This window comes from Lacimicrobium alkaliphilum (assembly GCF_001466725.1).
Lineage (GTDB): Bacteria > Pseudomonadota > Gammaproteobacteria > Enterobacterales > Alteromonadaceae > Lacimicrobium > Lacimicrobium alkaliphilum_B.
Map to the genome: position 1 here is coordinate 331,337 of NZ_CP013650.1, position 23,461 is coordinate 354,797.

16 protein-coding genes are annotated in these 23,461 nt (G+C 50.7%); 10 read left to right on the top strand and 6 right to left on the bottom strand.

Annotation, left to right across the window (positions count from 1 at the left end):
* Positions 1-194: 194 nt before the first annotated feature.
* Together AT746_RS01610 and AT746_RS01615 are read left to right on the top strand one after the other, a co-directional pair.
* Positions 195-482 carry a hypothetical protein gene (locus AT746_RS01610; RefSeq protein ID WP_156413599.1) on the top strand — a complete coding sequence of 96 codons (288 nt, stop codon included), beginning with the start codon at positions 195-197 and terminating at the stop codon, positions 480-482.
* Between the two features lie 89 nt (positions 483-571).
* Complete coding sequence (locus tag AT746_RS01615; protein WP_156413600.1) at positions 572-961, top strand: hypothetical protein; 390 nt, start codon at positions 572-574, stop codon at positions 959-961.
* Positions 962-1,017: 56 nt separating this feature from the next.
* Here AT746_RS01615 and AT746_RS20255 read toward each other — a convergent pair whose 3' ends face one another.
* Both AT746_RS20255 and AT746_RS01625 read right to left on the bottom strand, forming a co-directional pair.
* Positions 1,018-2,256, bottom strand: coding sequence for an ABC transporter permease (locus AT746_RS20255; protein ID WP_420480309.1), 1,239 nt, complete (start codon positions 2,254-2,256; stop codon positions 1,018-1,020).
* 1,234 nt (positions 2,257-3,490) lie between these two features.
* Positions 3,491-4,189 (bottom strand): ABC transporter ATP-binding protein, encoded by a 699-nt coding sequence (locus tag AT746_RS01625; RefSeq protein WP_062475535.1) that lies wholly within the window; start codon positions 4,187-4,189, stop codon positions 3,491-3,493.
* Between the two features lie 352 nt (positions 4,190-4,541).
* Here AT746_RS01625 and AT746_RS01630 point away from each other — a divergent pair, with 352 nt between their 5' ends.
* The 7 genes from AT746_RS01630 (at position 4,542) to AT746_RS01660 (ending at position 14,361) form a co-directional block, all read left to right on the top strand.
* Entirely contained in the window at positions 4,542-9,038 is a 4,497-nt protein-coding gene (locus AT746_RS01630) for a PAS domain S-box protein (RefSeq protein ID WP_062475539.1), read from the top strand.
* Between the two features lie 186 nt (positions 9,039-9,224).
* Positions 9,225-9,689 carry an ester cyclase gene (locus tag AT746_RS01635; protein WP_082633111.1) on the top strand — a complete coding sequence of 155 codons (465 nt, stop codon included), beginning with the start codon at positions 9,225-9,227 and terminating at the stop codon, positions 9,687-9,689.
* A gap of 197 nt (positions 9,690-9,886) precedes the next feature.
* Positions 9,887-12,583 carry a hypothetical protein gene (locus AT746_RS01640; protein WP_062475542.1) on the top strand — a complete coding sequence of 899 codons (2,697 nt, stop codon included), beginning with the start codon at positions 9,887-9,889 and terminating at the stop codon, positions 12,581-12,583.
* Positions 12,583-12,834, top strand: a complete 252-nt coding sequence (locus AT746_RS01645) for a hypothetical protein (protein WP_156413601.1) — start codon at positions 12,583-12,585, stop codon at positions 12,832-12,834. The genes AT746_RS01640 and AT746_RS01645 overlap by 1 nt, the downstream gene beginning before the upstream one ends.
* A gap of 113 nt (positions 12,835-12,947) precedes the next feature.
* Complete coding sequence (locus AT746_RS01650) at positions 12,948-13,229, top strand: PepSY domain-containing protein (RefSeq protein ID WP_062475548.1); 282 nt, start codon at positions 12,948-12,950, stop codon at positions 13,227-13,229.
* Positions 13,229-13,768 (top strand): cytochrome b/b6 domain-containing protein, encoded by a 540-nt coding sequence (locus tag AT746_RS01655; protein ID WP_062475551.1) that lies wholly within the window; start codon positions 13,229-13,231, stop codon positions 13,766-13,768. The genes AT746_RS01650 and AT746_RS01655 overlap by 1 nt, the downstream gene beginning before the upstream one ends.
* A gap of 134 nt (positions 13,769-13,902) precedes the next feature.
* Positions 13,903-14,361: a hypothetical protein gene (locus tag AT746_RS01660; RefSeq protein WP_062475553.1), complete on the top strand. Its 459-nt coding sequence runs from the start codon at positions 13,903-13,905 to the stop codon at positions 14,359-14,361.
* A gap of 106 nt (positions 14,362-14,467) precedes the next feature.
* On the opposite strand, the gene AT746_RS01665 is transcribed toward AT746_RS01660, so the two are convergent.
* The 4 genes from AT746_RS01665 to ygjK all read right to left on the bottom strand — a co-directional run bounded on the left by AT746_RS01665 (position 14,468) and on the right by ygjK (position 20,419).
* Positions 14,468-14,923: a nuclear transport factor 2 family protein gene (locus tag AT746_RS01665; protein ID WP_062475556.1), complete on the bottom strand. Its 456-nt coding sequence runs from the start codon at positions 14,921-14,923 to the stop codon at positions 14,468-14,470.
* Positions 14,924-15,129: 206 nt separating this feature from the next.
* Positions 15,130-16,329: an amidohydrolase family protein gene (locus AT746_RS01670; RefSeq protein ID WP_062475559.1), complete on the bottom strand. Its 1,200-nt coding sequence runs from the start codon at positions 16,327-16,329 to the stop codon at positions 15,130-15,132.
* A complete protein-coding gene (locus AT746_RS01675) occupies positions 16,329-17,615 on the bottom strand; it encodes an amidohydrolase (protein WP_082633113.1) in 1,287 nt (428 codons plus the stop codon). Before AT746_RS01675 ends, AT746_RS01670 begins: the two co-directional genes overlap by 1 nt.
* A 383-nt stretch (positions 17,616-17,998) precedes the next feature.
* On the bottom strand, positions 17,999-20,419 hold the full coding sequence (ygjK, locus tag AT746_RS01680; RefSeq protein ID WP_082633114.1) for an alpha-glucosidase: 2,421 nt from the start codon (positions 20,417-20,419) through the stop codon (positions 17,999-18,001).
* A 271-nt stretch (positions 20,420-20,690) separates the two neighbouring features.
* Between ygjK and AT746_RS01685 the strand changes: the two genes are divergently transcribed.
* Positions 20,691-23,426, top strand: coding sequence for a TonB-dependent receptor (locus tag AT746_RS01685; protein ID WP_062475566.1), 2,736 nt, complete (start codon positions 20,691-20,693; stop codon positions 23,424-23,426).
* The last annotated feature ends 35 nt before the right edge of the window (positions 23,427-23,461 follow it).

Here is a 23,461-nt window from a genome sequence, read left to right on the forward strand (position 1 = left end):
TTCTGCCAGCTCAGATAATTTATAGCTTGCCATCTATGTCCTTACTGATTTCAGCAAAAATACCCAATGTTGATTTGTCCGATGTCTGGCCCTGGGGTAATTGCTGCAAGCCTCCGCCAGCGACGAATTTCACGGCAGTTTCACAAGCCTGCCGCTAGGTTGATAGCCTGTTTTGTGTAACAAAGAGGCATATTATGAACGTCAGGTATGGGTCGTTGTATCTTTGTATGGGGTTTGCGGCACAGCCCCTGGCTTCTGGCCCGGAGCCTTTACCACAGGCTGAGTCTCATACGGTGCGTACCTCACAGCACTACTTGCAACAGACTGTTGCGCGGGCCATCACTGAATTTGAACAAAGCTCCCGTGAAGACTGGTCTTATCGCATCTCTCGCTATGAAAATGAAGAAGGGATATCAGCAGCAGTATTGAGCTTTTCGAGCCGACAAAAGAGCTTAACCGGCAATGGACTTTGCTTAGCATGAATGGGCAAACGCCAACCAGTAAGCAGGTACGAAAGTTTGTTAGGAGTAAGCAAAAACACGCTGAAAATGGCAATCCCCAGAGTTCCTCATTGAAACTGCGTGACATCATTCAAATTGAGACGTTGCAGCTTCTCTCTGAAGATCCACATCGTTTTCAGGCAAGTTTTGCTGTGTATCTGAACCAGTTGGGTGAAGAGGCTTCACAGAAACTTAAGGGATCGCTCATCTTCGACAAAGGTCAGCAATATATTGAAACCATTGAAATTATTAATACCGGAACCTTTTCTCCGGTATTCAGTGCCGATATCAGTGAGTTCAGGCTGACGTTGCGCTTTATTAAAATCGATACGGTGGTACTTCCTGAGCGGCAGGAACTTGCCATGAAAGGCACCTTTGCTTTTTTTACCGAGATTGACGAAGTATCGACGGACAGGTTCTCCGATTATCGCTATACAGGAAGCTGGCATACTGGAAAGTGACCATCACATACGGCAGCGACCGAATCTTGCTGTTGAACGATATTCGAATGCAGGGGTTATTCCGCCATAAGCTGCCGAATTGAGCCGGACAGACTATTCTTGCTGGCGGCAATACCCACTGATGCCACCACCAATAAGATCACGGATAAGGTGCCCAGCAGCCAGATGAAATCAGGATGATAAGGCATCGAAAACTGGGATTGATAAATCAGCAAGCCCGCTGCCCAGGTACCGGCAATGGCACCGGATGCGGCAATAGCGCCAGTCACCAGCCATTCAATGGCATTGAGTTTTAAGCAGGTGCTACGGGAAAATCCAAAACTCATAATGATGCTGTTCTTTTTCTTTTCTTTTGCTTCAAGGGCATGAACAGAAGACACAATGACAATCCCCGCAAGGATGATAATCAATGCCGCAAAGCCACTGATAACCTGGGTGACCATTGCCAACGTCGTATCAAAGCGTTGTGTCATCTCCTTCAGTGACACCATGCGCAACGAGGGATGAGCCTGCCATAACTGGCTGAGCAGAGAAAACTGATGACTCTGCAGTTCCAGGCTGGCCATATAGTATTGCGGGGCCAGGATATGGCTAAGCGCCGAGCGCGGCATTTGTAGCCAGAATGTGATCGATCCGGCTCCTGGTTGGTAGGCGTGACTGGCGACAATAACCAAATCGATATGTTGTCCGGCAATAACAAAGCTCAGACGATCTCCCGGATGCAAACCCAGATCGGTCATGACTTCCTGCTCTACAGAAACCTGCTGCCAGTTTTCGTCACCGGGCTGCCACCACTGCCCGTCGACAATACGGTTGTTGTCGGGTACGGCATCGCTCCAGTGTATACGAACCGGGCGCTGAAAGGTGGCCAGACTATCGCTTGGCTTCTGGCTGAAGTCAGGCAAATGCAGGCCATTGATGCGGGTCAGTGTTGCGTACATAAAGGGTTTTCGTTGGCGTATTTCAGCATTATGGGTTGTGGCCCATGCATCGATATCCGCCATTTGCACGCTGCTGGCCTGCGACACCAGTAGGTTGCCATCGTGCTGACGCTGATAAGCCTGCATACTGCCCCCCAGGTCTCTGAGTAGCATCAGCGTAAAGAGCAACAAAAAGGCGCACAAACCCACCCCCAGAATCTGGATGGTTTTACTCAGTAATCGTTGTTTCATCATATACAGCGCGAACGGCAGTAAGCCGGAGATGTTGCTGGTTAATTTTTCTCCCAGTGACAATGCCAGCCAGCTGATAAACAAAATAAGCACAATGCTGATGGCCATTGCGCCCAATACCATGGCGGTCAACAATCCGTTATCTGAGTAGGCAACAGCCACGGCCGCCAGAACAAGCAATGCGCAGCCGAAAGACAAGCCATTGCTGAGCCTGTGGCTGGTGTTATAAATAAGTTGGGCAACGGAGGAATGATTCAGTCCTGACCAGACCGGCAAGTGAAACACGAAAAAAATAACCGCCGTGGCAAGCAGGGTTTTCAGCGCCGACAGGAGGTTCCAGTGCCACTCAAGCCCGGCAAATGTTGTTGTTAACCATTGTATGACCGCCCAGTGACACAAGGCCGAAATCAGCAGTACCACGGGCAGCACAAACAACACACCCAGCAACCATCGGATCACGGAGATTTGTACACCGGTTTTTTTTGATGCACCCAGGCTCAGGCATACAGCGGTGAAAAACTGTTCTTTTTGCATTTGCACCTGAGTCAGCTGTTGGATGGCAATTGCTGCCATAAAAAACAGAATGATTGAAGCCAGACCCATAAAGTTTTCAGTCCGTTGCCAGAACAACGCCAGAGGGTGCGACCCTTGCTTGTGGTGCAGTTGTGCGGCGGGTAAATGGGCTTTTTGCCATTTAACGATGGTTTCTATTTGCTCAGGGCTGGCGGCAAACAGATAACGGTGCTGCACAATATCTTCCGCGAAATTGAAGTACTCCAGATCCTGACTATTGATTAAGGCGCGCATATTCACGTTATGCCCTTCCATCAGACGGTCTGGCTCATGCTGCAAAATCCGGGTCACGCGAAGCTTCTGACCGGCAATGGATAATGGCTCACCAATCTGCATTGATAAGCTCGCTAACAGTCGTGAATCGAGCCAGATCTCACCCCTTGCCGGGCCTCCCGGGGTGGTTGTTTCGCTTCCGGCCAGTGCAGTTGATGAGCGCAATTCACCCTGCAATGGGTAGTCTTCCCCAACGGCTTTAAGCGTTGCGCGCTGCCATTGGCCGTTGTGGGTCAGGGTGGTGGTCAGGCTCCTTGTCAGCACCATCTGCTGTGACATCTCCGCCAGCTCCGCCTTTTGTGTGTTACTCAGGGCGCGCTGCTGGCTGATCACCAGATCGGCGCCGAGCAAATTATTTAAGTTTTGGGTCAGATAAGCCTGAATTGTGTCACTTGTCTGACTTAAGGTGACAACAAACACCATCAGAATGGTTTGCACCCAACGCAGAAAGCGTTGATGCGTGTGGTGCTTTTGCTGGCGATAAAAATGCCAGGCCAGTTGGAGGTTGTTGCTAAACACATTGCACCTCCGACCGGGTCTTTTCAACCAGTGCACAGGTGCCATTGCTGAAGGCAAATACCTGCTGTGCACGAGCGGCGAGTTGCTCACTGTGGGTCACCATAATCAATCCCGCCCCGTTTTGCTGGCAACAGGAAAACAGAAGGTCAGCCACGTCTGCTGCACATTGGGTATCCAGATTTCCGGTGGGTTCATCGGCAAAAATAAATCGGGGTTCAAACACCAATGCCCTGGCAATCGCCGCCCGTTGTTGCTCTCCACCACTGAGTTGCTGTGGTTTATGACCGAGCCGATGGCCAAGTCCCACTTTTTCAAGCCATGCTCTGGCCTTTTGTTCCGCCTCTTTGTGTCCCCGCAGTTTCAGCGGCAGCGCAACATTGTTCAGTGCAGTGAGTTCCGGCAATAAGTGAAACTGCTGAAAAATAAACCCAATTTGTTCACGCAATTGATGCACAGGCATCATACGCCCGCCCTGAAGGTAGCTTACCTGCCCCTGTGTTGGCTCCTCGAGTCCCGACATCAGCATCAGCAGACTGGATTTACCCGAGCCCGAAGGGCCGGTAATGGCATAAGACTGGCCCTGCACTATCGACAGAGTCAACTTCCGGAACAGGTGAACCTGGTGGTTCGTGTTAGTGAATGACTGACTCACATTGTTTAATTCAATTCGACTGACAGGGGATACCGGCATCGTCACACCTCATGGTTGATAAACTCTTCGGAGCTTATGCGCCGCGCCGTGAAACAGATGTGAAATTACGTGTTGAGAAGTCTTCTGCAGGTTTCAGGTATAATTTAAACTACGCTTTTACCGGGCAGGGTCTGTTAATCAGCATCCCAAACAGGTTGAGGCAGCGTTGATATCCTCAGGGCAGGGCGAAATCGCCATACTCTGCTATGTTTTCAGTAATCGGCCATGCTAATCGGTAAAAGGTATAAAAACGAACACGTTAATTGCATCAGCGACCCTTTATCAGTGCTCGTTAACTACTATAGTGTGGGCTTTCTTTAACTCGACTTACCACTGTCGGAATCGAATTGCTATGTCCTATCCAGTGCCTTTGTCTTTATCTGTGATGATGAAGTCATTTGTTATCCTGCTATTGAGCTTACCCTCCTTTTCAGCATGGGCGTTTTATGGATCGTTACAAACCCTGAGCTCACCGGTATTTACTGGTCTGGTGACCCTGGTGCTTATTGTTATTCTGGGTTTAACGATCTCGGTTATCGTTTTAAAGTTTCGGATTAAGGCAAGGGAACGCGCTGTGCTGGAGTCCAATCAGCAGAGGCAGCGGGTTCAGGAACAGATTGATCGTTCAGCCAGTGGCATTATTCAACTCGATGATGCAGGGACTATCCTCTATGCCAACCCCATGGCCGCTTACTTTTTTGAAAAGAAAATCGAGCAATTGATTGGCACGCCCTTTGTTGGAGTCTGCCCTGAGGAGTTAGCAGATGACATCACCGATGCACTGGAACGGGTAAAAGAAGTACATATTCATTGTCAGTTGGGGCATTACCATCATCATGCAAGGATGCGTATAACACCGCAAAAAAAACCTATTGGTGATGTCACCACATCTGTCGCAATAGATGATATTCACGGCTATCAGCAGAAAATTGATCAGCAAAAAGCCCTTAACCTCCATCGGGAACAGGCCATTGAGCATGCAGATATAGGCGTCTGCGTATTAGACCTTGATGAGACTACGCTGAGCCTGAACGCTGCATTCAGCAGTCTGCTCGGGCTGGACTCACAGCGAGAGTTATCACTGGAAAGTTTCAGCCAGTTTGTCGCCAGCGATGACAGACCCAAATGGGACAGCTTTATACAGCAGGTAAGCGAAGGTCAGGCCCAGACCTTCAATGGCAAACTGGAAGTGAAAAACCAGTTTATACCGGTAAAGATAGATGGGCAGCCGTACAGTACAAAGGACGATAAGACGGTCAGTTCAGCCACGCTGATTGTTACCAACCTTGCCCGGGTTGAGCAACTCAGACAGCAGGCTGAACTTTATCAGAGACAAGTTAAAACCCTTATGGGTGTGACCCCGTTACCTGTTTATTTGCTTAATGCCAGCAAACAAATAATCGATTGTAATCAGGCCTTTGCCAGCATGTTCGGGGTTCAGGTAAACCTGCTCAAAAACAAATCTATTGATCAGATTGAAGCCTTTGATGATGACTTTAAAGCGTTGCATGGTGGTCATGGAAGTATTGGTACCAGGAAAAAGCCTGCGTCCATTAATGTCAGCGGCGCTAAGCGGCTGGATATCAATCTGCACTTACTCTCCTACAAGGTCGGTAACGAGCATGCAGGCACTGTGGCCATCATTGAAGATTTAACGCCGATTAAAACCATGCAGCAGGAAGTGGCTGCTAATCTGCAAGCCCTGAACAGTCTGATTGAGCGGTCGCCTCTGGGTATCGCTGTTTTTAACGATGAAGACAGGATTCTCAGTGTCAATCCAACACTTACAGATTTACTTGGAAAAGATAGGGAAACACTGGAAAAACAAACATTCTATCAACTATTTAATAATCCTGAGCAAGCCGCTAAAGCCGCCAGATTATTGCACCAGACGGGGCACATCAACGACTTTAACGCCAGTCTGATAGGCGCCGATGAACAGCTGTTCTCTACCCGGCTGGATGTGACGAAACTGGCAGGTAATGAGACAAAATATGTTTGCTGGATCACAGATTCACGCAATCAGCAGTACCTCAGTGATCAATTAGAACGACTAATCAGATACAGTAATATGCCCATTGCCGTGCTCACCAGTGACGGCTTCACTAAACTCAACCCGGCCGCCTGCGCATTTTTTGATGTTAAAAGTGAAGAGGAGCTGATTGGGCTTTCGCCGGCCAGCAAGAAACTCAACCAGACGGAACAAAGTGCCGAAGAGATGGCTGGCCATCTGGGCCGGCTGCAGAAAGACCAGCAGGTAATCGAATTTTCCTGGGTGCATCAACACAAAGGTGACCCCCTGCCTTGCGAGGTCACCCTGGTTCCTTTGTTTTATCAACAACAGCACACCGCCACATTATGCATGTGGACAGACTTGCGCGCACTCGAACGAGCCAATGAGGCCAGATTAGAAGCCGTGAACCTGCGCCAGGCGGCTGAGCGTGAAATCGCTGAGAAGCAGCAATTGTTAGAAAACAGCCAGGATCTGCTCGCCAGTCGGGCCAGGTCTTTACAAAATACGCAGGAAAAACTGCAAGCGGCAGAGAGCGATCTTGCTACAAAAATGGACACTATCAAGGGTTTACAGCAGGCCCATGAAGATATCAGTGATCATTTAAAATCAGTACAGGATGACTATGCGCGGAACCTGGAGTTACTGACCCAGAGTCAAAAGGCCAACGCGGAGCTGGAGGCCCAACTGGAAGAGTCCAGTGATAAAGTCAACCGGCTACAAAACCAGCGCAATCAGATTGCAGACGCACTGCAGCACAGTGAGCGTAGTCACAAGCAGGCGCAAGAGAAACTGGCGATCAGCGAACAAGCCACTCAGCGCTTAAAAGAAGAGCAATCAAAACAGCAGGCCTCGCTGGAGGCATCTCAGGCAAAAATCTCTTCACTGAAGGATTCGATTGAAAACAAAGACAAGCAAATTCGTGATGTCAGCGGGCAGATCAATAATCTTCAGTCTCAGCTTGTCAGTTCCGCCCAGGCCAGTGAGAAGCTGCGTGAAAGACTGGCCAATCAGCGTAAGGCCAGTGAAGTTGCAGAGAGAAAACGCCGAGAACTCGAACTTACCTGCCAGGCGGTACAGGCAGAGCTGGCGAATAAAACCAGTTACACAGAGCACTTGCAGCATGAGATGAAAATGCTCGAACAGATGTCACAGCAGCAAAAAGGTGACATGGAAAAACAGACTCAGCAACTCGAGCGGGAATTAGCCGCTAAACAGCAGCAACTGGATGACACCGCGCAACAACTGAATCAGGCTAAGCAACAGTCTGAGCATGAAAAGCAGCAGAGCGCCGCCCGTGAAGCTGAGTTGAATCAACTGAAATCAGAACTGCAGGAAGTTGAGAAGCGTCATGCAGAGCAACAACAGAAAATAGCTGAAACCGATGAAAAATGGCAGCAACAGCAGGCCGCGCTGCAGGATGAATTAAAAGCAAAACAGGAAAAGTTACAACAGGTTACCGAGCAGCTCAACAGCACTCAACAGCAAACAGACGAAGAAAGAGCGCAACAAGCTGCACTGGTAGAGAAACTGGAAGCAGAGCTGAGGGATGTTGAGCAACGGGCCGCCGCTCAGGTTGATAAAATTGCCCAGAGCGATCAGCAGCGGCAGGCCGAGCAGCAGGCGCTGGCAGAGGAACTGGCTGCTAAGCGGGCGCAACTGGATGCCACCCAACAACAGCTCGACGAGCACCAGCGGCAGGTGGAAGCGGAGAAACTGGCCCGTAAAGCACAACAGGACAAACTGGCACAACTCAAACAGGAAATGGCCGATGTAGAGTCCCGTGCCAGCAAACAGCGGGAAATGATGGAGGGCAGCGATGAACAATGGCGCCAGCACCATGCTGAAATTGAAAAACAGAAACAGCAATTACAACAGGCATTAGAGCAGGCCGAAGCACAAAATCAGCAGATGCAGTCGACCCTGGAGGCTAAGCTGGAAGCGCTCAAGGGTGCGGAATCGACCGTATCTAAAACACAGTCTGATGAACAGAAACTGCAAAAAGAACTGGCCACCGCCAAAGAGCAGGCTGAAGCGCTGCAGGCTAAACTTGCGCGACAGGAAGAGCAGGAAAAGCAGCTTAAACAGCAGGTCAGTGAACAGCAAAGCAGCCTGCAGCAACGGGAAGACAGCATACAGGCACTGCAACAGGAGCAGCAACGATTAACCGAAGCGTTACGCAAGGTCAAAGAGGAATATGAGCACAGCCAGAGTTCGCTGAACGATCAGAACAGCAGTCAACAACAGCTGAGTGAGCAACTGAAAGAACTTGAAACCGAGCTCAAGAACAGCAAACAGCAACTTAATGATAAAGAAAGTGCGTTAAAAGATGCTCAGGAACTGATTGCCAGCCATGCCAGCAAACTGGCTGAGCAGGAGCACGCCCTGATTGATGCACAAAAAGAAGAGCTAAAACAAGCCAGTGGACAGCAATCCGGTAAAGCCGCACAACCTGTGCCGGAGTTTGCCAAACTGCCTATGCCTGATGAACCCGAGGTATGGTTCGAACTGCTGCCCTATCTGCAGAACCAGCGTGGGATCACGTCGCTGGCCACAGCATTACAACAATTAATTGAGAATTTGCAGAGTAATATCAATTCCATGGATAAAGCCCTGCAGGAGGACTCTGAGCGGGATATTCAACTGTCTGCCCGCAAACTGAGCGCGTTACTCGAAACCATCCCTTCAGTGCCTCTGAATGATATGGCTAAAAAGCTGGCGTATTTTTGTGAGAACAGATTTATCGACAACATATCGATTGGCTGGCCAGCCTATAAGGCACAACTCATGTCCACCTTAAGGGTGATCTACTCCCACCTACATGCACAAGATGATTGAGCTGCGATTACTGCTTAATTATTTAATCCTGTTGGTGGTAAAGAGTTCTTTTTGAAATAAATCTGCTCGCCGGCGGGTCTGTCCCGAAGTCAGAACGCTTTTGTGTTCATAAAAACAATGTCTCACGGGCTTTGTCACGGGATATCGTTTTACACAGATAAAATAAAAAACATAGAGAGTTAGATTATGTTTAACCCATATAAAGTGTGGCTGTTGTTTCTGATGATGTCAGGCAGCGCCATGGCTGATAATCCACCGGTGAGTGCCATTTCTGAAGCCGAACAAATGGTCGTTGATTTTTATCAGCTTGTGTTTGTCAAAAGACAGAATGTAGAAGAAGCCGCACAGCGCTATTTGCATCCTGATTATATCCAGCACAATCCCTATGTCGCCACAGGACGGAAAGCTTTTACGACGGCTATAGGAGGTTGGCTTAGCCAACGCCCTGCCACTCATAAAATGGAAATCAAAAGAGTGATCAGCTCGGGGGACTATGTGGTACTGCACGTTCACGAATATGACACCAGCAGCGACAAACCCGGCAAAGCCGGTGTGGATATTTTTCGCGTCAGTGAGGGGAAAATCATAGAGCACTGGGATGTATGGCAGGATATCCCAAAGACTATGCCCCATAACAATGGCATGCTTTGATGAGAAGTCATAGCTGACAACAATACTACGCTTTTCTGATAGCGCAGTAATACTACGCTTTTCTGATAGCGCAGTAAGGTCACCAGAATATCAATCCAGACGTATATTGCAGGCAGTTTCAGTGAAGTCAGTTTGATTCCCTGTCAGGCTGTGACTATGGTCAATAGTCCCCTTTGTAGCAAAGAGGAGTTATTGCCATGCTGGTATTCGGCCATCAACCAGAAACCCTGCCCGTTTCCGTGCAGCAGGATGCCACCACCGGTTTGCCGCTGCTAAGCGAGCGTGACGCTATTATTCAGGTGGTACTGGCCTACCTGGCGCTGCCCTATTCCGTGGTCGCCTATGGTTGCGGGAAAAAGACCAGCCTGATCATTGATCAATTGATCGGCATGGGTATCCCCCCTTTTGCCATCTCCCGGGGGCTGGTGCTGGAATACGATATGTCACCCAAAGCCCTGGCTGAGTCCGACTATCGAAATCGCCGCCACTCCCTTGTGGCTGTAAACCCGCTTCACCAGTTGGGTAAAACCAGTGATCCGGTGCTCAGAGAACTGCTCAGGCAGAATTGCCAGCAGGTGGAGCTGCTGGAGGATGACAGCATCAAGGTTGGGCGCTTTGTGTTGCGTAACGAAGAGCAGGTCCAGTTGGGAATTACCCGTTCTCATGTGTTTGCCCGCCTGACCTTCTGGGATGAAGAAAACGCCCGGGTAGTGGAGCAGGTTATTGACCCGGGACTGAACGCCGCAGAGGGCTTTAAAGTGGAGAAAATTCGTGACTACCTGCATGCGCCTCAGGCACTGATTTTCGATGCGCCTTTGTTGGCTAATTTCCGTCTGGATGCGGAATATCTGACCGACACCCAGCAACAGGCTCTGGAATCCATACTTGGCGAGCAGTCCCTTGCGACACTGAATCACGAGCAGCATGCCGGGATGATCCGGGAGCTGACAGGTGCTGAGCCAGGCTCACTGGGCGATCCGTTAACCTGGACCTATGCCAATAACCTGCCCGTCAGGGAAGAGTACCCGAAGAGCGACAAGGAACACTTTCAGCAGCAGAAATACTATACCGGGCGCGGCGACAAGCTGTTTGATGCCAGACGGCGTCTTGGTCAGGCCAGGGAGCAGCGCACTGGTGATGCCCCCGCCATCCTTGCCGAGTTGCGGGATATCATCGATAACAGCGGCGCCAGACGTATTGCCAGGAAGGACGCCCGCTGGTCCATAAAGCAACTGGTGCCGCTGGCGGATGCAGCAACGGTGTTTGTTTATTACCATTCTTTGAAGAAACTGGCTGAGTGCCTGCAACAAAAGGGCAATCTGCTGGACTACCTGCGCAGTGCGCAAAGCCTTCAGGATATGCGTGGCATTGGCGCCCGGTTACGCCGGCGTATTGACTGGCTGGGTCGTGTATCCCGCGAAGAGGATGGCCGCATCGATGCCCGTGCACTGACCCCCGGATTTACCCGCGCCACGCTGGAAACCATCCGGCAGATGAATGTGGCGGGTCTGTGCGTCTTTATTGATAAAGTCGGCAATATACACGGCCTGCTGCTGAGCGACGGGCAACAGGCTGCGTTGCGCCGGGGTGATATAACCTTGGCAGAGCTGTGTGCCAGGTCTGTTTGCCACGGCTCTCATATCGACACCGTCAATGACGCCGGCAAGTTTGACGGGCGGCTGGGGGTACTGTCGGGACTGGAAACCCTGCATGTGCTGACCGATCTCAAACGTTACTTTGATATTGACTGGCAGGTCGAAGCAGGGGCTTGCTCCCATATGTCTGCTTTTATCGGCGAGGAGATGACCTTCACCGGAGAAGGCGTCTCCATGCCTGGCAGTGCCGCCGTGGCGGGTCAGGCAGCGCCAGAAGCCATTCATAAAATGCGCAATCAGCAAGGCGAGCAATGGGGAGAGCGCCTGCAAACTATGTTGGCCGAGCTGAAACAAGCCCAGGCCGAAGGCCGGATCCAGTTGTTCAACCAGCTCGACAAGGCGGCTGATGAGGGCCTGCTCGATGCCTGTTCTGACCCCCGTGACTTTTACAGCCCCCACAGCTACGAGCGGCATATTGAGCAGGGGCCAATCCTCGACCGGGCCAATGTGCCCATCGTGCAGGTGGGTACCATCATGGGTATCTATCAGGAAGATTTCACCTTTTCAGGGCAACTGGCCGAAGCCGCCGCGCTGGAGCTGAACCGGCAAGTACGTGCTCTGACACAGCAGCGCAGATTCAGCGATGTCAGGATCACAGTGGGCATCTTGGAGGGGCAGGGCCAGCCTGAAAGCCTCGAGAACGTTTATCCGGCCCTGCGCTGGACCCTGGATGGCGAAATGAATCACGCCGGCGCAACGCCGACACCGGATCGCCGAGACCCCGGGGTAGCGGCGGCCAGACTGGTGAGGGAATTTCTGGACTGGTATGACAAAGTCATCCGCCCCGATGAAAGCTTTGCCGGCATCAAGCCGGTGGTGGGCAATATCCGTCTGACACCAGGTTGCAATCGGAATGTTATTCCCGGCTCAGCCAGTATCACTACTGCGCTGACCTGCGATGACCGCCCGGTGCGTGGTCTGATTGATGAGTTGACCCGGGAAGATTTGGCCCAGACACTCGAAGGCTATGTCATCGGTACGCTGGCCAGGCAGGTGGCCGGTGGCGGTGAGGGAATACGCCTGTGCCGGGTCGATCCGGTCAGCTATGTAAGTACCTATCGGCAGGCCACCATGAGTATTGATCTGCGCTCGGACAAGCAACAGATCACCGACCAGTTCCGGGAGGAAATCGACGCTATTCTCACTGGCATTCGTGAGCGCTATGGAGTCAGTATCACAGGAGAACAGCAACAGAAATTACCCCTTCGATTTTGTCAGAATCCGGGCAGGCCCTGCTGATGGAGCGCAGCTACGGCGGCAGCCACAACCCGAGGGAAACCGAATTACTCAGCGACATTGTAAGGGGCAGCCTGCTGCAAATTCAGATCACCCGGCAGGTTCTGGCCCGCTCCGGACAGGACAACTTTAATCTGTTTCAATTGGTAGAGAACAGCATACCGGCTGAGTGGCGCAGCAAGATGGATAAATTCATCAGCGGCGCCCTGCACGACACCTGTAATATTGCCGCCCGCGCCAGACAGCAGCGATAAACGCGTGCTGTACGCTAATGGTAATGACGCCGTGCGCAGTTGCTAAGTCCCATTCAACTGACTAGTGTTTAATAGCGTTTGTTCAGCCAAGTCTTTATTGAAGGAGAATTATTATGCGCACAGTGCAAAGTCTGATTAGTTTAGGAATTTCTGTTTTGGTGTTGAGCGGATGTGGTGTGCAGTCCGTAACACAATGTACTACTGAACCTGAGGATACCTGGCTGGATCAGGAAACGTTTCAAAGCTCGTTAACTGACAAGGGTTATGAAATATCCGAGTTTAAGGTAACAGAAGGCAACTGTTATGAAATTTATGGTCACAATCAGGCCGGTCAGAAAGTCGAGATTTACTTCAATCCAGTTGACGGCAGTATCGTGAAGGAGGAAATTGAGTAGTGAATGGTGTCAGAGTCTATGTTTGGGACAAGGTGGTGCGTATTTTCCACTGGACCCTTGCAGGGCTCTTCGTCACTAACTACTTTGTTCTGGAACCTGGCAGCAATGTCCATGAATGGATTGGATACAGCGCCGTATCGTTAGTGTTGCTAAGAATCCTCTATGGCTTTTATGCGAAGGGTGCGGCTAACTTTTCTCAGATAAATTTCTCTCAAAGTGCGTTTCGGGCCCATTTTTCTCATCTGAAACAGAGGAGCCTGCCGCAAAATGCCGGCCATAACCCCTTCGGGTGGTTAATGGTGTTGGTCATGTTCGTGCTGTTTATCTGGATGGGGTCCAGCGGGTTCCTGCTGGAAGAAACGGACTACTTTTTTGGCAGTGATTTGATGGAACAACTGCACAAACTTGGCGCTGATCTGCTGTTTATTTGTGTCTGTTTGCATATTGTTGCCGTGCTATTGATTGGCATCATAGGGCGTGTATCTCTGATTGCTCCTATGCTCACCGGATACAGAAAATGCCGGGAAGCCAAAAAGTAAAGCATCCAGGTGCGGGCTGAACTGACAATCTGACCGGGCTGAAACAACAGACAACGAACAATGGCAGGAGATTAGCGGGCAGTCCATATAACTGCCTATATTTAAACTATTTAAAATAAAACGGATCGCAAAACATGAGTAATTTCTCCGATGTGCGTGAACTGCTGATGCACAATAAGCAGTTGCATTTGAGAGCGGCAGTACACTACAAACAGTTGGCTGAAGAGACCGGCAACGCCCGGGCCGCCATGCTGCTGCAAACCCTGTGCAAGCACGAAGCGCAGCTTGTTGAGGAGTTGAAGCGTTACATGGAAGAGGCACCAGAGAAAGTGCTTAACACCTATATTCAATATGACAGACGAGAAAACAGTAATGATCTGTTCAACTGCGATTTTGACCCGGTTAGTTGTTCAGAATCCGATGTAGAGAAGCTGGCGAATAAAGTGGATGAATATTTCTGCCAGCTTTACGAGGATATGGCCCGTTCTGCAGATGTGCAGCCGGTCAGTGAGATGTTCGACAATCTGTATGACCATTTAGTCGAAGAAAAGAAACGCTTGTCTACCGATATTTATTCGTTGGCTGATATCTGATTTTCATTCAATACCCTTTAGCTTCTTAGAGCAAAGCCGGGGATTGAGAAAAGCTGATTTACTAATATCGGGACAGTTTTTAAGGTGTTTCTTTGATGCTCCGCTATTAATGGTCGTAGCTTACCACCCGGGTGATCTGCCAGTTGCCGTCCTGTTGTTTCCAGATATGCAGAAATTTGAACACGCCGCAGTCGGGCTCGCCGTTTTGTGCGGTATGGCAGAATCTGTGCCGGCCGGTCTGAATTGCGCCATAACCCGGGATAGGGTGTACTTCGGTAAATTCCGGCAGCAGCTCCCGGTTCAGATCCGTGCCACTGTTAAACATATTCTCGGTAGCCTTCAGGTTTTGCTGGTAGTTAGTGACACCCGCCTTGTCATGATAGAACTCCAGATCCTGACTGAGCATCGCCTTCATCACCTCAATGTCGCGTTCGTTAAAGGCAGTAAACAATCGGGTATCCAGACTCAGAACGTCTTTGGTCAACTGATCCTGTGATGGTTCAGCCAGTGTCTGACCACTGAACATTAGGGCTACAGTGGCAACGGTTAAAAGACGAAACATAGTGCTTTTCCTGTTATCAGTTTTTATAGCAGGGAACAGCATGGCAAAGGCTCGAAGTTAAGCCAACTTTAAGATGTTACAGGTTGCGAAGTCTGAAACATTCAGAGACTGGTATAAAACAAGTAAATAGAGATAAAGGAGGTTGGGGAAACAGAAAGGGCGGACAGCCTGGCTGCCCGCCCTTGTGATCTACTGGGTGTTTAAGACTAGTCCACCTTTTCGCCGTTAATCAGCACGGCTTTAACATGGGTGGTGTACTCGAAGGGGTCACCGTCAAATAACACCAGATCGGCGTCTTTGCCTGTTTCAATCGAGCCAACCTGCTTATCGATACCCCATAATCTGGCGGGTACAATGGTGGCGGCCTCTATGGCTTTTTGCTTATCCAGCCCGTTGGCAATGGCGACAGCCGTTTCCCACAGCAGCACTCTGGCCTTGGGCACATAGCCTTCATAGCCACCGGCAAACACAAAGGGAATACCGGCCTTATCCAGGATCGCGGCAGCTTCTAAGGTGGTATTCCATTTTTCCATACCGGCGGGGCGCTGCATGGCAGGCGCCATAATTACTTTGGCGCCGGCCTGCTTCAGCTCATCCCGGATCAGATAGGCTTCGGTGCCATAATTGATCAGCGGCGCCAGGCCGAATTCTTTGACAATACGCAGGGCGGTGCCAATATCGTCCTCACGATGGGCAGTAAAGATGGCCTGAGTCTCACCACTGAGCACTTTGGCTAATGCCTGCATGGCCAGATCCGGCTTGCGTTTGTCTTCGTCCTGTTCCATCCATTCCCGGGCTTTATACAGTTCGCCACGGATTCGGGCTGCGGTGGCCATGCGGGTGCCCGGGCCGCCACTTTTACCAAAAGCCGATTTGGGTGCTTCGCCAAGATTAAACAGCATCGCCACATTGTTTTTCAGCAACATCTGGTCTGCCACTTTGCCACTGGTCTTAAACAGCGCAGTGGCGCCGCCGATAGGGGCAAAGGGCTGGGGCGTTACATGGATGGTGGTGGTACCGAACTTTCTGACATGTTCTATCAGCTTTTCTGCCGGGTTAAAGCTGTCCAGTACCCGGTATTCTGCACCCAGCGCGTCGGATTGTTCGAACGCGTCCTGATCTGCAGACACATTGTAGGCGCCGTTGATACCGACCAGGGTATGGCTGTCAATCAGCCCCGGCAGTACCACTTTGGCGGTTAGCACCTCGGTATTCTCAGGTACCCTGATATCATTGTTGCTGATGGTCTTAATTTTGCCCTGTTCAACCAGGATCTGAGCATTACTGAGCACGCCCTGCTCAGAACTGGTATAGATTTTTTCCGCTTTAATCAGGGTCGCGGCCTGAACAGGTATCAGCAGGCTGGCGGCAAGCAGACACAAAAGGCGCTTAGAGGATATTTTCATTATTCTTCTCCCAGGTGCGGATAACGGTCAGCCACGCGAAAACCGCCGGTGGCGTAAAGACGCTGTGATTTATCGCTGCGATCATAGACTTTCTGACCATCGATCCAGGTTTGCTGAACATGGGTGTACAGTGACAGCGGATCGCCATCAAACAACACCAGATCGGCATCTTTGCCCACCTCCAGTGAACCCAGTTGTTTATCCAGATCGAGCATCTTCGCCGGATTGATGGTCAGCGCCCGCAGTGCGCCTTCACGGCTCATGCCGCCGCGTACGGCCAGTGCTGCGGTTCTGAGTAAAAAGCGCGAGTCGATAACCCAGTCATCGGAATGCAGGGCGATTTCGAGCCCGGCCTTTTCCAGCTGTGCAGGCCCTTGCAGGCTGACCTCGGCGGCTTCATGCTTACCGCCTGGGCTGTCGAGCAAAATATAGGACACCATGGCATCCCGTTTCGCCAGCTCTTCGGCCAGCTTGTAGGACTCTATGCCATGTTGAAGCACCAGACGAAAACCGAACTCATCCTGCAGGCGCAGTACGGTCATAATATCGTCAGAGCGGTGGGTGTGATGATGGACGATGCGTTTACCATCCAGCACTTCGAGTAAGGTATTCAGGCCAAGATCCAGATCCGGTGCCTTGCTGTCGCTGTCCTGTGCGGCCTTATCACGTTTTTTGCCATAGGTGATGGCGTCATAATATTTTTGTCTCGCCAGTGCCGCCGCAGCCATCCGGGTATTGGGGGATTTATCATCTCCTTTGGGGTTCTCGCCATTGGCCATTTTCAGGCCCCCTACACTGCCCTTTACCAGCATCTCATCGGCCGTACCATCGCGCAGTTTGACATAGATAGTCTGGCCGCCAATTACATTGCCGCTGCCGGGCATCACGTTGGAGACGGTTATGCCTCCGGCCCGGGCCACTTTGATTCGCGGGTCGCTGGCCCAGAAGGAATCCAGAATGCGCAGTTCCGGATTGAGGGTGGCGGAACCTTCGCCGTGATCACCGGCTACGCCCAGATGGCTGTGGGTATCCACTATGCCGGGCATAATAATTTTGCCCTTAGCATCAACAATGGTTGCGCCTTTGGGCACTGTGACCTCTGAAGCCGGGCCGATAGCGGCAATTTTGCCATCGCGGATGACCAGGGTGCCGTTGTCGATGACCTTGTCGGTGATGGGATAGAGGGTGGCGTTGGTGAAGGCAACAGTTTGCGCTGTTGCGAGTGACGCACTGAGCAGGCCAAGGGCCAGTGCTCCCCAACGCAGACAGAATAAGAGGGTATGCATAGATTTACCTTATTTAGTTCTTGTTATTAAAAACCAGTAAACACTATAGCAGGTGGTTGATTCTGTGATCTTTTTTCGACAACTGGCGGTGCTAACGGGATAAGCCGCGCGGGAATGTACGAAAAAAATAAGGATATGAATTCTTAGCAGGCACATCAGGAGCGGAACAATGCGGTTTGGTCTCTCGGCACAATGGGTTTTCGCCTGAACAAGGCAGTGGATAATCAGGTTCCGGAGCAGCAGACCCTGTGGATGCTGTTTCTGGGAGTTATGGCCATAGCCAGTCTGAGAGGGCAAAACCGGGAAGTGCGCCGATAGCAGAAGCCGGCACAGAGAAACCCGCCTTGCAGGTGGTGGTGGCGAGTCCCACCACCACCCGGGGCCTATTCAGGCTGGTGCTTTAACTGATGGTGTAACATCAGTAAATGGGCTGCACTCCAGCTAAAATTGGTTGCGCCCTGCATGGCGCCGGTTTCAGGATTGTAGTTTTCTCTGATGGCTGCGTTACCCTTGAGCCCCTGAGCATGCTCCAGCAATGCTGATGCCAGGGCTCCTGCCTGCTGCGTATAGCCGTAGTGCTTTAGTGCCATCACGCCGAAATACCACTGATCCAGCCATACCCGGCCGCGCCAGTAAATATCCGGGTGATAGGCTGGATTCGTCTGTGATGCGGTACCAAGAGGGATAAGGGTATTAAATTCATCTACTGCCAACATATTCTGAACCACCTTGCGGGCCTGATTTTTCCCGGCAATGCCAGCCCACAGTGGCGCCCAGCCTTCCGGTCCTTTGCCTCTGGTGATCAGCAGTCTGCCGTCACAATCACCGCTATTATCATCAGCGCTGTCTATCTGACGGTCATAGTAAAAGCCGCTCTGTGCATCAAAGAAACACTGATTAACCCGTTGTGCCAGTCGCCCGGCCCCGGCTTCCCAGTCTGCGGCCTCTTCGTCGCGGCCAAGCAACCTGGCCATTTTTGCCAGAAGGGCTTTTTCCATCGCCAGATACGCATTGAGCTCCACCGATTCCTGATTAATGGAAAAACCCAGTAGCTGGCCATTACTTGCGTGATTCTCAAAAAAACGCACCTGCCAGTCCTGTCGTGCTGTTTTCAGGTTGCCGCTATAGTGCTTGTCGGCATATTTCTTAAGCTGTTCAGAAGTGATAAATCCGAAGCGGGCGGCGTTATCCATGCCTGATTCCCACCCTGCGCCATGTTGAGCGCCAATATCCAGCTGTTTATACTCACCGGAAACCAGCACCGATTCGTAGAATGTCATGCCACTGCACCGGTACCAGTCTTCCTTGATGATTTCGCATTGTTGCTCAGCGTGCCTGGCCAGTTGTGTATTGGCAGCAGGTTGCAGGTCGAAAATGATATTGCCCTGCCCATCGTTGTGCAGCGGGTGGGCCGTGGCACCATATTCTGCCAGCCCATTTTGATTGTGATCGCGGTTCTTATACCACCACTGGTGATAGGCAACGAGTTTCGGATAGAGGTCTGTGATCAGGTCTTTATCAGCACTGGCCTGATAAACCTCCCAGACTGCCCAGCTTGCCAGAGGGGGCTTAGTGTTTCTTTCATTCCAGTTGCCGCCATCGTCACCGCGCTGGCGATCTTTGTTATAAAAAATGGCATCGATGATCATACCGCTGTCTTGCGGGCGTATGCCATCATCGGCTTGCACCTGATAATCAAACATGGCGAGGATATTGTTTCTCGCCACGGCCGGGGCAAAGGAGGCCATCGCCACCGCATGTTTCCAGCTGTCCCAGGCCCAGGCACCATTAAACCAACGTGCGGTAACAGACGGGGTCACCACATCTCTGGTGATATGCCCTGCACTGCTGCGCCAGTTTCCAATCAGTGTCTCTATGGCTTTTAGCGCAACCTGGTCAGTTACAGTGGTTATCTGGTGCTGCGCAATGCCACTGCTCAGATAGTGATGCCAGCGCTTGCGGTTGGCCAGCCACAACGTTTCAGGGTGCCGGAAGCTTTGTTTAATAACGGGCTGCTCTTGTTGCCATTCCTGTTCATTGTGTATATAGGTTTGTGTGGTATAGATCCGGGCAGAACTCTTGCCCTTCAGGGTGATACTGGCAGTACTTTTATAGGTATCCTGGTGCATTTCTGAATGGCTCTTTACTGAGCGCTGGATCACATACCGGCTGGCACCGGATAACATCAGATTCCAGGTATCTCTTACTTCTGGCAAAGTAATACTGAGGCCGTTATTATCCTGCTCCCATTGTGGTGACCAGTCAGAGTAACGCTCTGTAAGGGTCTGCTGTGTGTTCCATTTTTTTAATAATGCCCCTTGCCAGGTCAGGGTCAGTTGTTTTTCTTTACCGGTCAGGTTCTCAATATGGGTTCTGATCAGCGCGCTTCGGCCGGAGATAAAAATCAGCTCTAGTTGCAGTGTCAGATCGGGCCAGTGATAATGTTGTTGCAGCCGTCCGGGGAAGGCCTGGTGCTCTGATACTGCATCGGCAAAAGCATATTTCTTATTCCCGGCAACAATTTCCAGTTGCTCTAACTGGCGCGCCAGATACACAGGATACTCTTCGGCTATGATCATCGGCCCGGTAAAGGCTCCGCCACTGTCGTTGTCACCGGGCAGTAAAAAGCCATGCCAGGCTCCTGCATCAAACATTGGATTGAAGTGTTGGTTACCAAAGCTGTCATGTTGGCGCATAAACTGCGGTGAGCCCTGGCGATCAAGGGCAGAGGACCTGCTATCGGCGAGATTTTCTGCGCGCAGGCTTTGGCAGCCGCTCAGGGATACCAACAGGCTGACAGCCATGCTTATGCAAAAATGTCTTCCTCTGCATCGGGTTAACAAGTTCATTCCAGTCATCTTTATGCCTCTGCTAAACGCCCGGATTATTTTGTCATAAAAGGTTCCGAAGCGGCGTTAATAGGTTGTGAAATTTAAATTAAAGTATTTATACTATAAATATTGCAACTAGAAAGATCCAGTAGTAGTATCGAAAAAGCCTTGAAGCTAAAAGGTTCAAAATGAAGTTAATTAATAAACTAAATCAATAAGTTGGCATGCTCAGCGGAGGCAATTTATGAAAGCTAGGAACTGGAAGTTAGGTTATCTTCCCATGCTCGTCATGGTTAACATGGGAATAACATCGACGTCTTTTGCACAAGATCAGCAGAATGCGGAAGGTGACAATGTAGAAGTTATCAGTGTCACCGGAATCAAAAGCAGTCTGGTCCGGGCGATGGATATTAAACAGGGCAGTGACAATATCGTGGATGCGATTTCTGCTGAGGATATTGGTAAGTTCCCGGATCAAAATGTTGCGGAATCCCTGCAGCGTATCACCGGCGTGTCCATTGATCGTGAAGGCGGTGAAGGGCAATTAGTGACAGTACGCGGAATGGGCCCTGAGTTTAATGCTGTGCTGTTAAATGGACGCACGCTGGCGACAGTGGGCGACCCCTCATCAATGAGCTGGAACGGCTCTCCGGGAGGTCGCGCATTCAGCTTTGATATTTTGCCCTCAGAGCTGATTAATGGCGCAGAAGTTTACAAAACCCAGTCAGCAGAGTTACAGGAAGGGTCTGTAGGCGCCACCATTAACATTACCACCATGCGGCCTTTTGATAATCCGGGAATGCATGTCCTGGCCAGCGCCAAAGCCTTGCATGACGATATGTCGGGCGCAACCAAGCCTCAGTTTTCAGGATTATTCAGCAACACTTTCAATGATGACACCTTCGGTGTGCTGGTTTCTGTTGCCAGTTATGAACGGGAAAGCCGCTATGAAGAAGCGAATACCGCCTATTACTTTAAAGTTGAGGATCCGCTTGATGGCACTGACTATGGTCAGGTCTATTTCCCGCGTAACTATGACCAAATCGTACAAACAGAAGACCGGGATCGCTTAAGTGGCAATGTCGTACTGCAGTATGCGCCCAACGACAGGTTACAGATCTCTGCCGACTACTTACATTCCAAATATGATGTCAGCGGCCGCCAGGATATCTACCCCTCATGGTTTACTCCAGGTAACGTCAGAAATCCCGAACTGGACGAAAATAATACGCTGGTGTATGCCGATTTTGTGGATGTCTTTGTTGAGTCCATGGCTCGGCAGTCAGATGCCTCCAGCAAGCTCAATGCCTATGGTCTGAATATTGACTGGCAGGCAACCGAAGACTGGAACATGGAACTGGATATCAGTGCTTCAAAGGCGGAGTCTGATCCGGGCAAAGGTTGGTCTGATGTAGTGGTTGGTCGTCCCGGAGAATTTTCCTATGATCGCCGTCAGGGGCAGCAGGTCCCTACTATGGCCTTTGACCCTATTCAGGCAGGCGATACCCTGACCGCCGGCTGGACATCTTTGCAAGGTACACGATTAGAAGATGAGGTGAAGGCCGCTAAGTTCGACAACAGCCTGTATGTGAAAGCAGGCCCGCTGGTCGAAGTGAACTTTGGCGCACATTATACGGATCGGACTCTGGGCACCGTGTACGGAGAAACGGAGGGGCCTCTGCCGTGGATTTTCGCAGACAACAGCACCCGCATTCCGCTGCCGGACTCGTTGTTTAACCTGTTCGATGCAGACGGCTTTTTGTCAGGCGCTTCCGGCGACCCCGTGAATCAGTGGCCGACATTCAACACTGATGAAATCATGGCGTATCTGAGCAGTGATGAAGTGATTAACATGCTGGATGATCCTCAGGTCGCGCGGGATATATTGAACCGTAATGGTTTTGGCATCGTGCCGGATCGCACCGCCTATGATGTTAATGAAGAGGTGATGGCACTGTATACAGATCTCAGTTTTGAAGGTGATATCGGTGATATGTTCTGGACGGTTGTAGCGGGTATGCGCTACGTGGATACCACCAGCACCTCCAGTGGTCAGCAAATTGCGCTGTTGGATCTTGTTCCCTCACAAAATGAGCCAAACAAGGTCTTCGCTGAATATTCTGACGATTATGTGCCGGTTTCTATCAGTAATGAATACCAGGACTGGCTCCCCAGCGTCAATGCCAATCTTCATATAACCGATGAGTTAATTGGTCGTGTCGCGGTATCCCGCTCTATTACCCGGCCTGAACTGAATCAGATGAGCCCGCTGACCAACTATGGTGATGGTGAAATTGATGGGTTAACTGGTTCGGGCAGCAATCCTAAGCTTGCCCCTTACACTTCTGAGAATGTCGACCTGTCCCTTGAATGGTACTACGACGAGGGAAGCTATGCGGCCCTGGCCTATTTCAGAAAAGACATCGACGGCTATCTGGGCTACAGCACCTTGTCAGAAACGGTGGTCGTGCCGAGCGGTAGTTATGATTATGAAATTTCCCGTCCCATCAATGAAAGCAGCACAGAGGTGGATGGTTTTGAGTTTGCGGTGCAGCACATGTTCAGCAGCTTACCGGAACCCTTTGATGGGCTTGGCGTGATATTTAACCTGACCAAGGTGGACAGCAGCTCTGAGCAGGATGATCTGCCGCTGATTGGTCTGGGAGATTCTGAGAATCTGATACTTTTCTATGAAAAAGCCGGATTCCAGGTGCGTCTGGCCTATAACAATCGTGGTCGCTTTATGCAGACCAAGCCGGTCGTAACCGGTACCAGACAACGAGATGGTCACTATGTTGACGATTATAAGCAGCTTGATTTGAGTGGTAGCTATGACATCAATGAAAACTTCACTGTGTTCTTTGAAGGTATTAATCTGACCAATGAACTGACAGTCAAAAATGCTGAATATAAGAACCAGACGTTGCAGGTAATAGAAACCGGCCCCCGTTATGCGCTGGGTGTCCGGGCGAAGTTCTGAGCGTAAAAATCAGTCTCCCTGTCTGATGTTTTATC

What these genes read in the sequence shown, in the direction of transcription:
- AT746_RS01610 (WP_156413599.1), top strand. Translation starts at nt 195, where the DNA reads ATGAACGTCAGGTATGGGTCGTTGTATCTTTGTATGGGGTTTGCGGCA.
- AT746_RS20255 (WP_420480309.1), bottom strand. Translation starts at nt 2,256, where the DNA reads ATGGTATTGGGCGCAATGGCCATCAGCATTGTGCTTATTTTGTTTATC.
- AT746_RS01625 (WP_062475535.1), bottom strand. Translation starts at nt 4,189, where the DNA reads ATGCCGGTATCCCCTGTCAGTCGAATTGAATTAAACAATGTGAGTCAG.
- AT746_RS01630 (WP_062475539.1), top strand. Translation starts at nt 4,542, where the DNA reads ATGTCCTATCCAGTGCCTTTGTCTTTATCTGTGATGATGAAGTCATTT.
- AT746_RS01635 (WP_082633111.1), top strand. Translation starts at nt 9,225, where the DNA reads ATGTTTAACCCATATAAAGTGTGGCTGTTGTTTCTGATGATGTCAGGC.
- AT746_RS01640 (WP_062475542.1), top strand. Translation starts at nt 9,887, where the DNA reads ATGCTGGTATTCGGCCATCAACCAGAAACCCTGCCCGTTTCCGTGCAG.
- AT746_RS01645 (WP_156413601.1), top strand. Translation starts at nt 12,583, where the DNA reads ATGGAGCGCAGCTACGGCGGCAGCCACAACCCGAGGGAAACCGAATTA.
- AT746_RS01650 (WP_062475548.1), top strand. Translation starts at nt 12,948, where the DNA reads ATGCGCACAGTGCAAAGTCTGATTAGTTTAGGAATTTCTGTTTTGGTG.
- AT746_RS01660 (WP_062475553.1), top strand. Translation starts at nt 13,903, where the DNA reads ATGAGTAATTTCTCCGATGTGCGTGAACTGCTGATGCACAATAAGCAG.
- AT746_RS01665 (WP_062475556.1), bottom strand. Translation starts at nt 14,923, where the DNA reads ATGTTTCGTCTTTTAACCGTTGCCACTGTAGCCCTAATGTTCAGTGGT.
- AT746_RS01670 (WP_062475559.1), bottom strand. Translation starts at nt 16,329, where the DNA reads ATGAAAATATCCTCTAAGCGCCTTTTGTGTCTGCTTGCCGCCAGCCTG.
- AT746_RS01675 (WP_082633113.1), bottom strand. Translation starts at nt 17,615, where the DNA reads ATGCATACCCTCTTATTCTGTCTGCGTTGGGGAGCACTGGCCCTTGGC.
- ygjK (WP_082633114.1), bottom strand. Translation starts at nt 20,419, where the DNA reads ATGGCTGTCAGCCTGTTGGTATCCCTGAGCGGCTGCCAAAGCCTGCGC.
- AT746_RS01685 (WP_062475566.1), top strand. Translation starts at nt 20,691, where the DNA reads ATGAAAGCTAGGAACTGGAAGTTAGGTTATCTTCCCATGCTCGTCATG.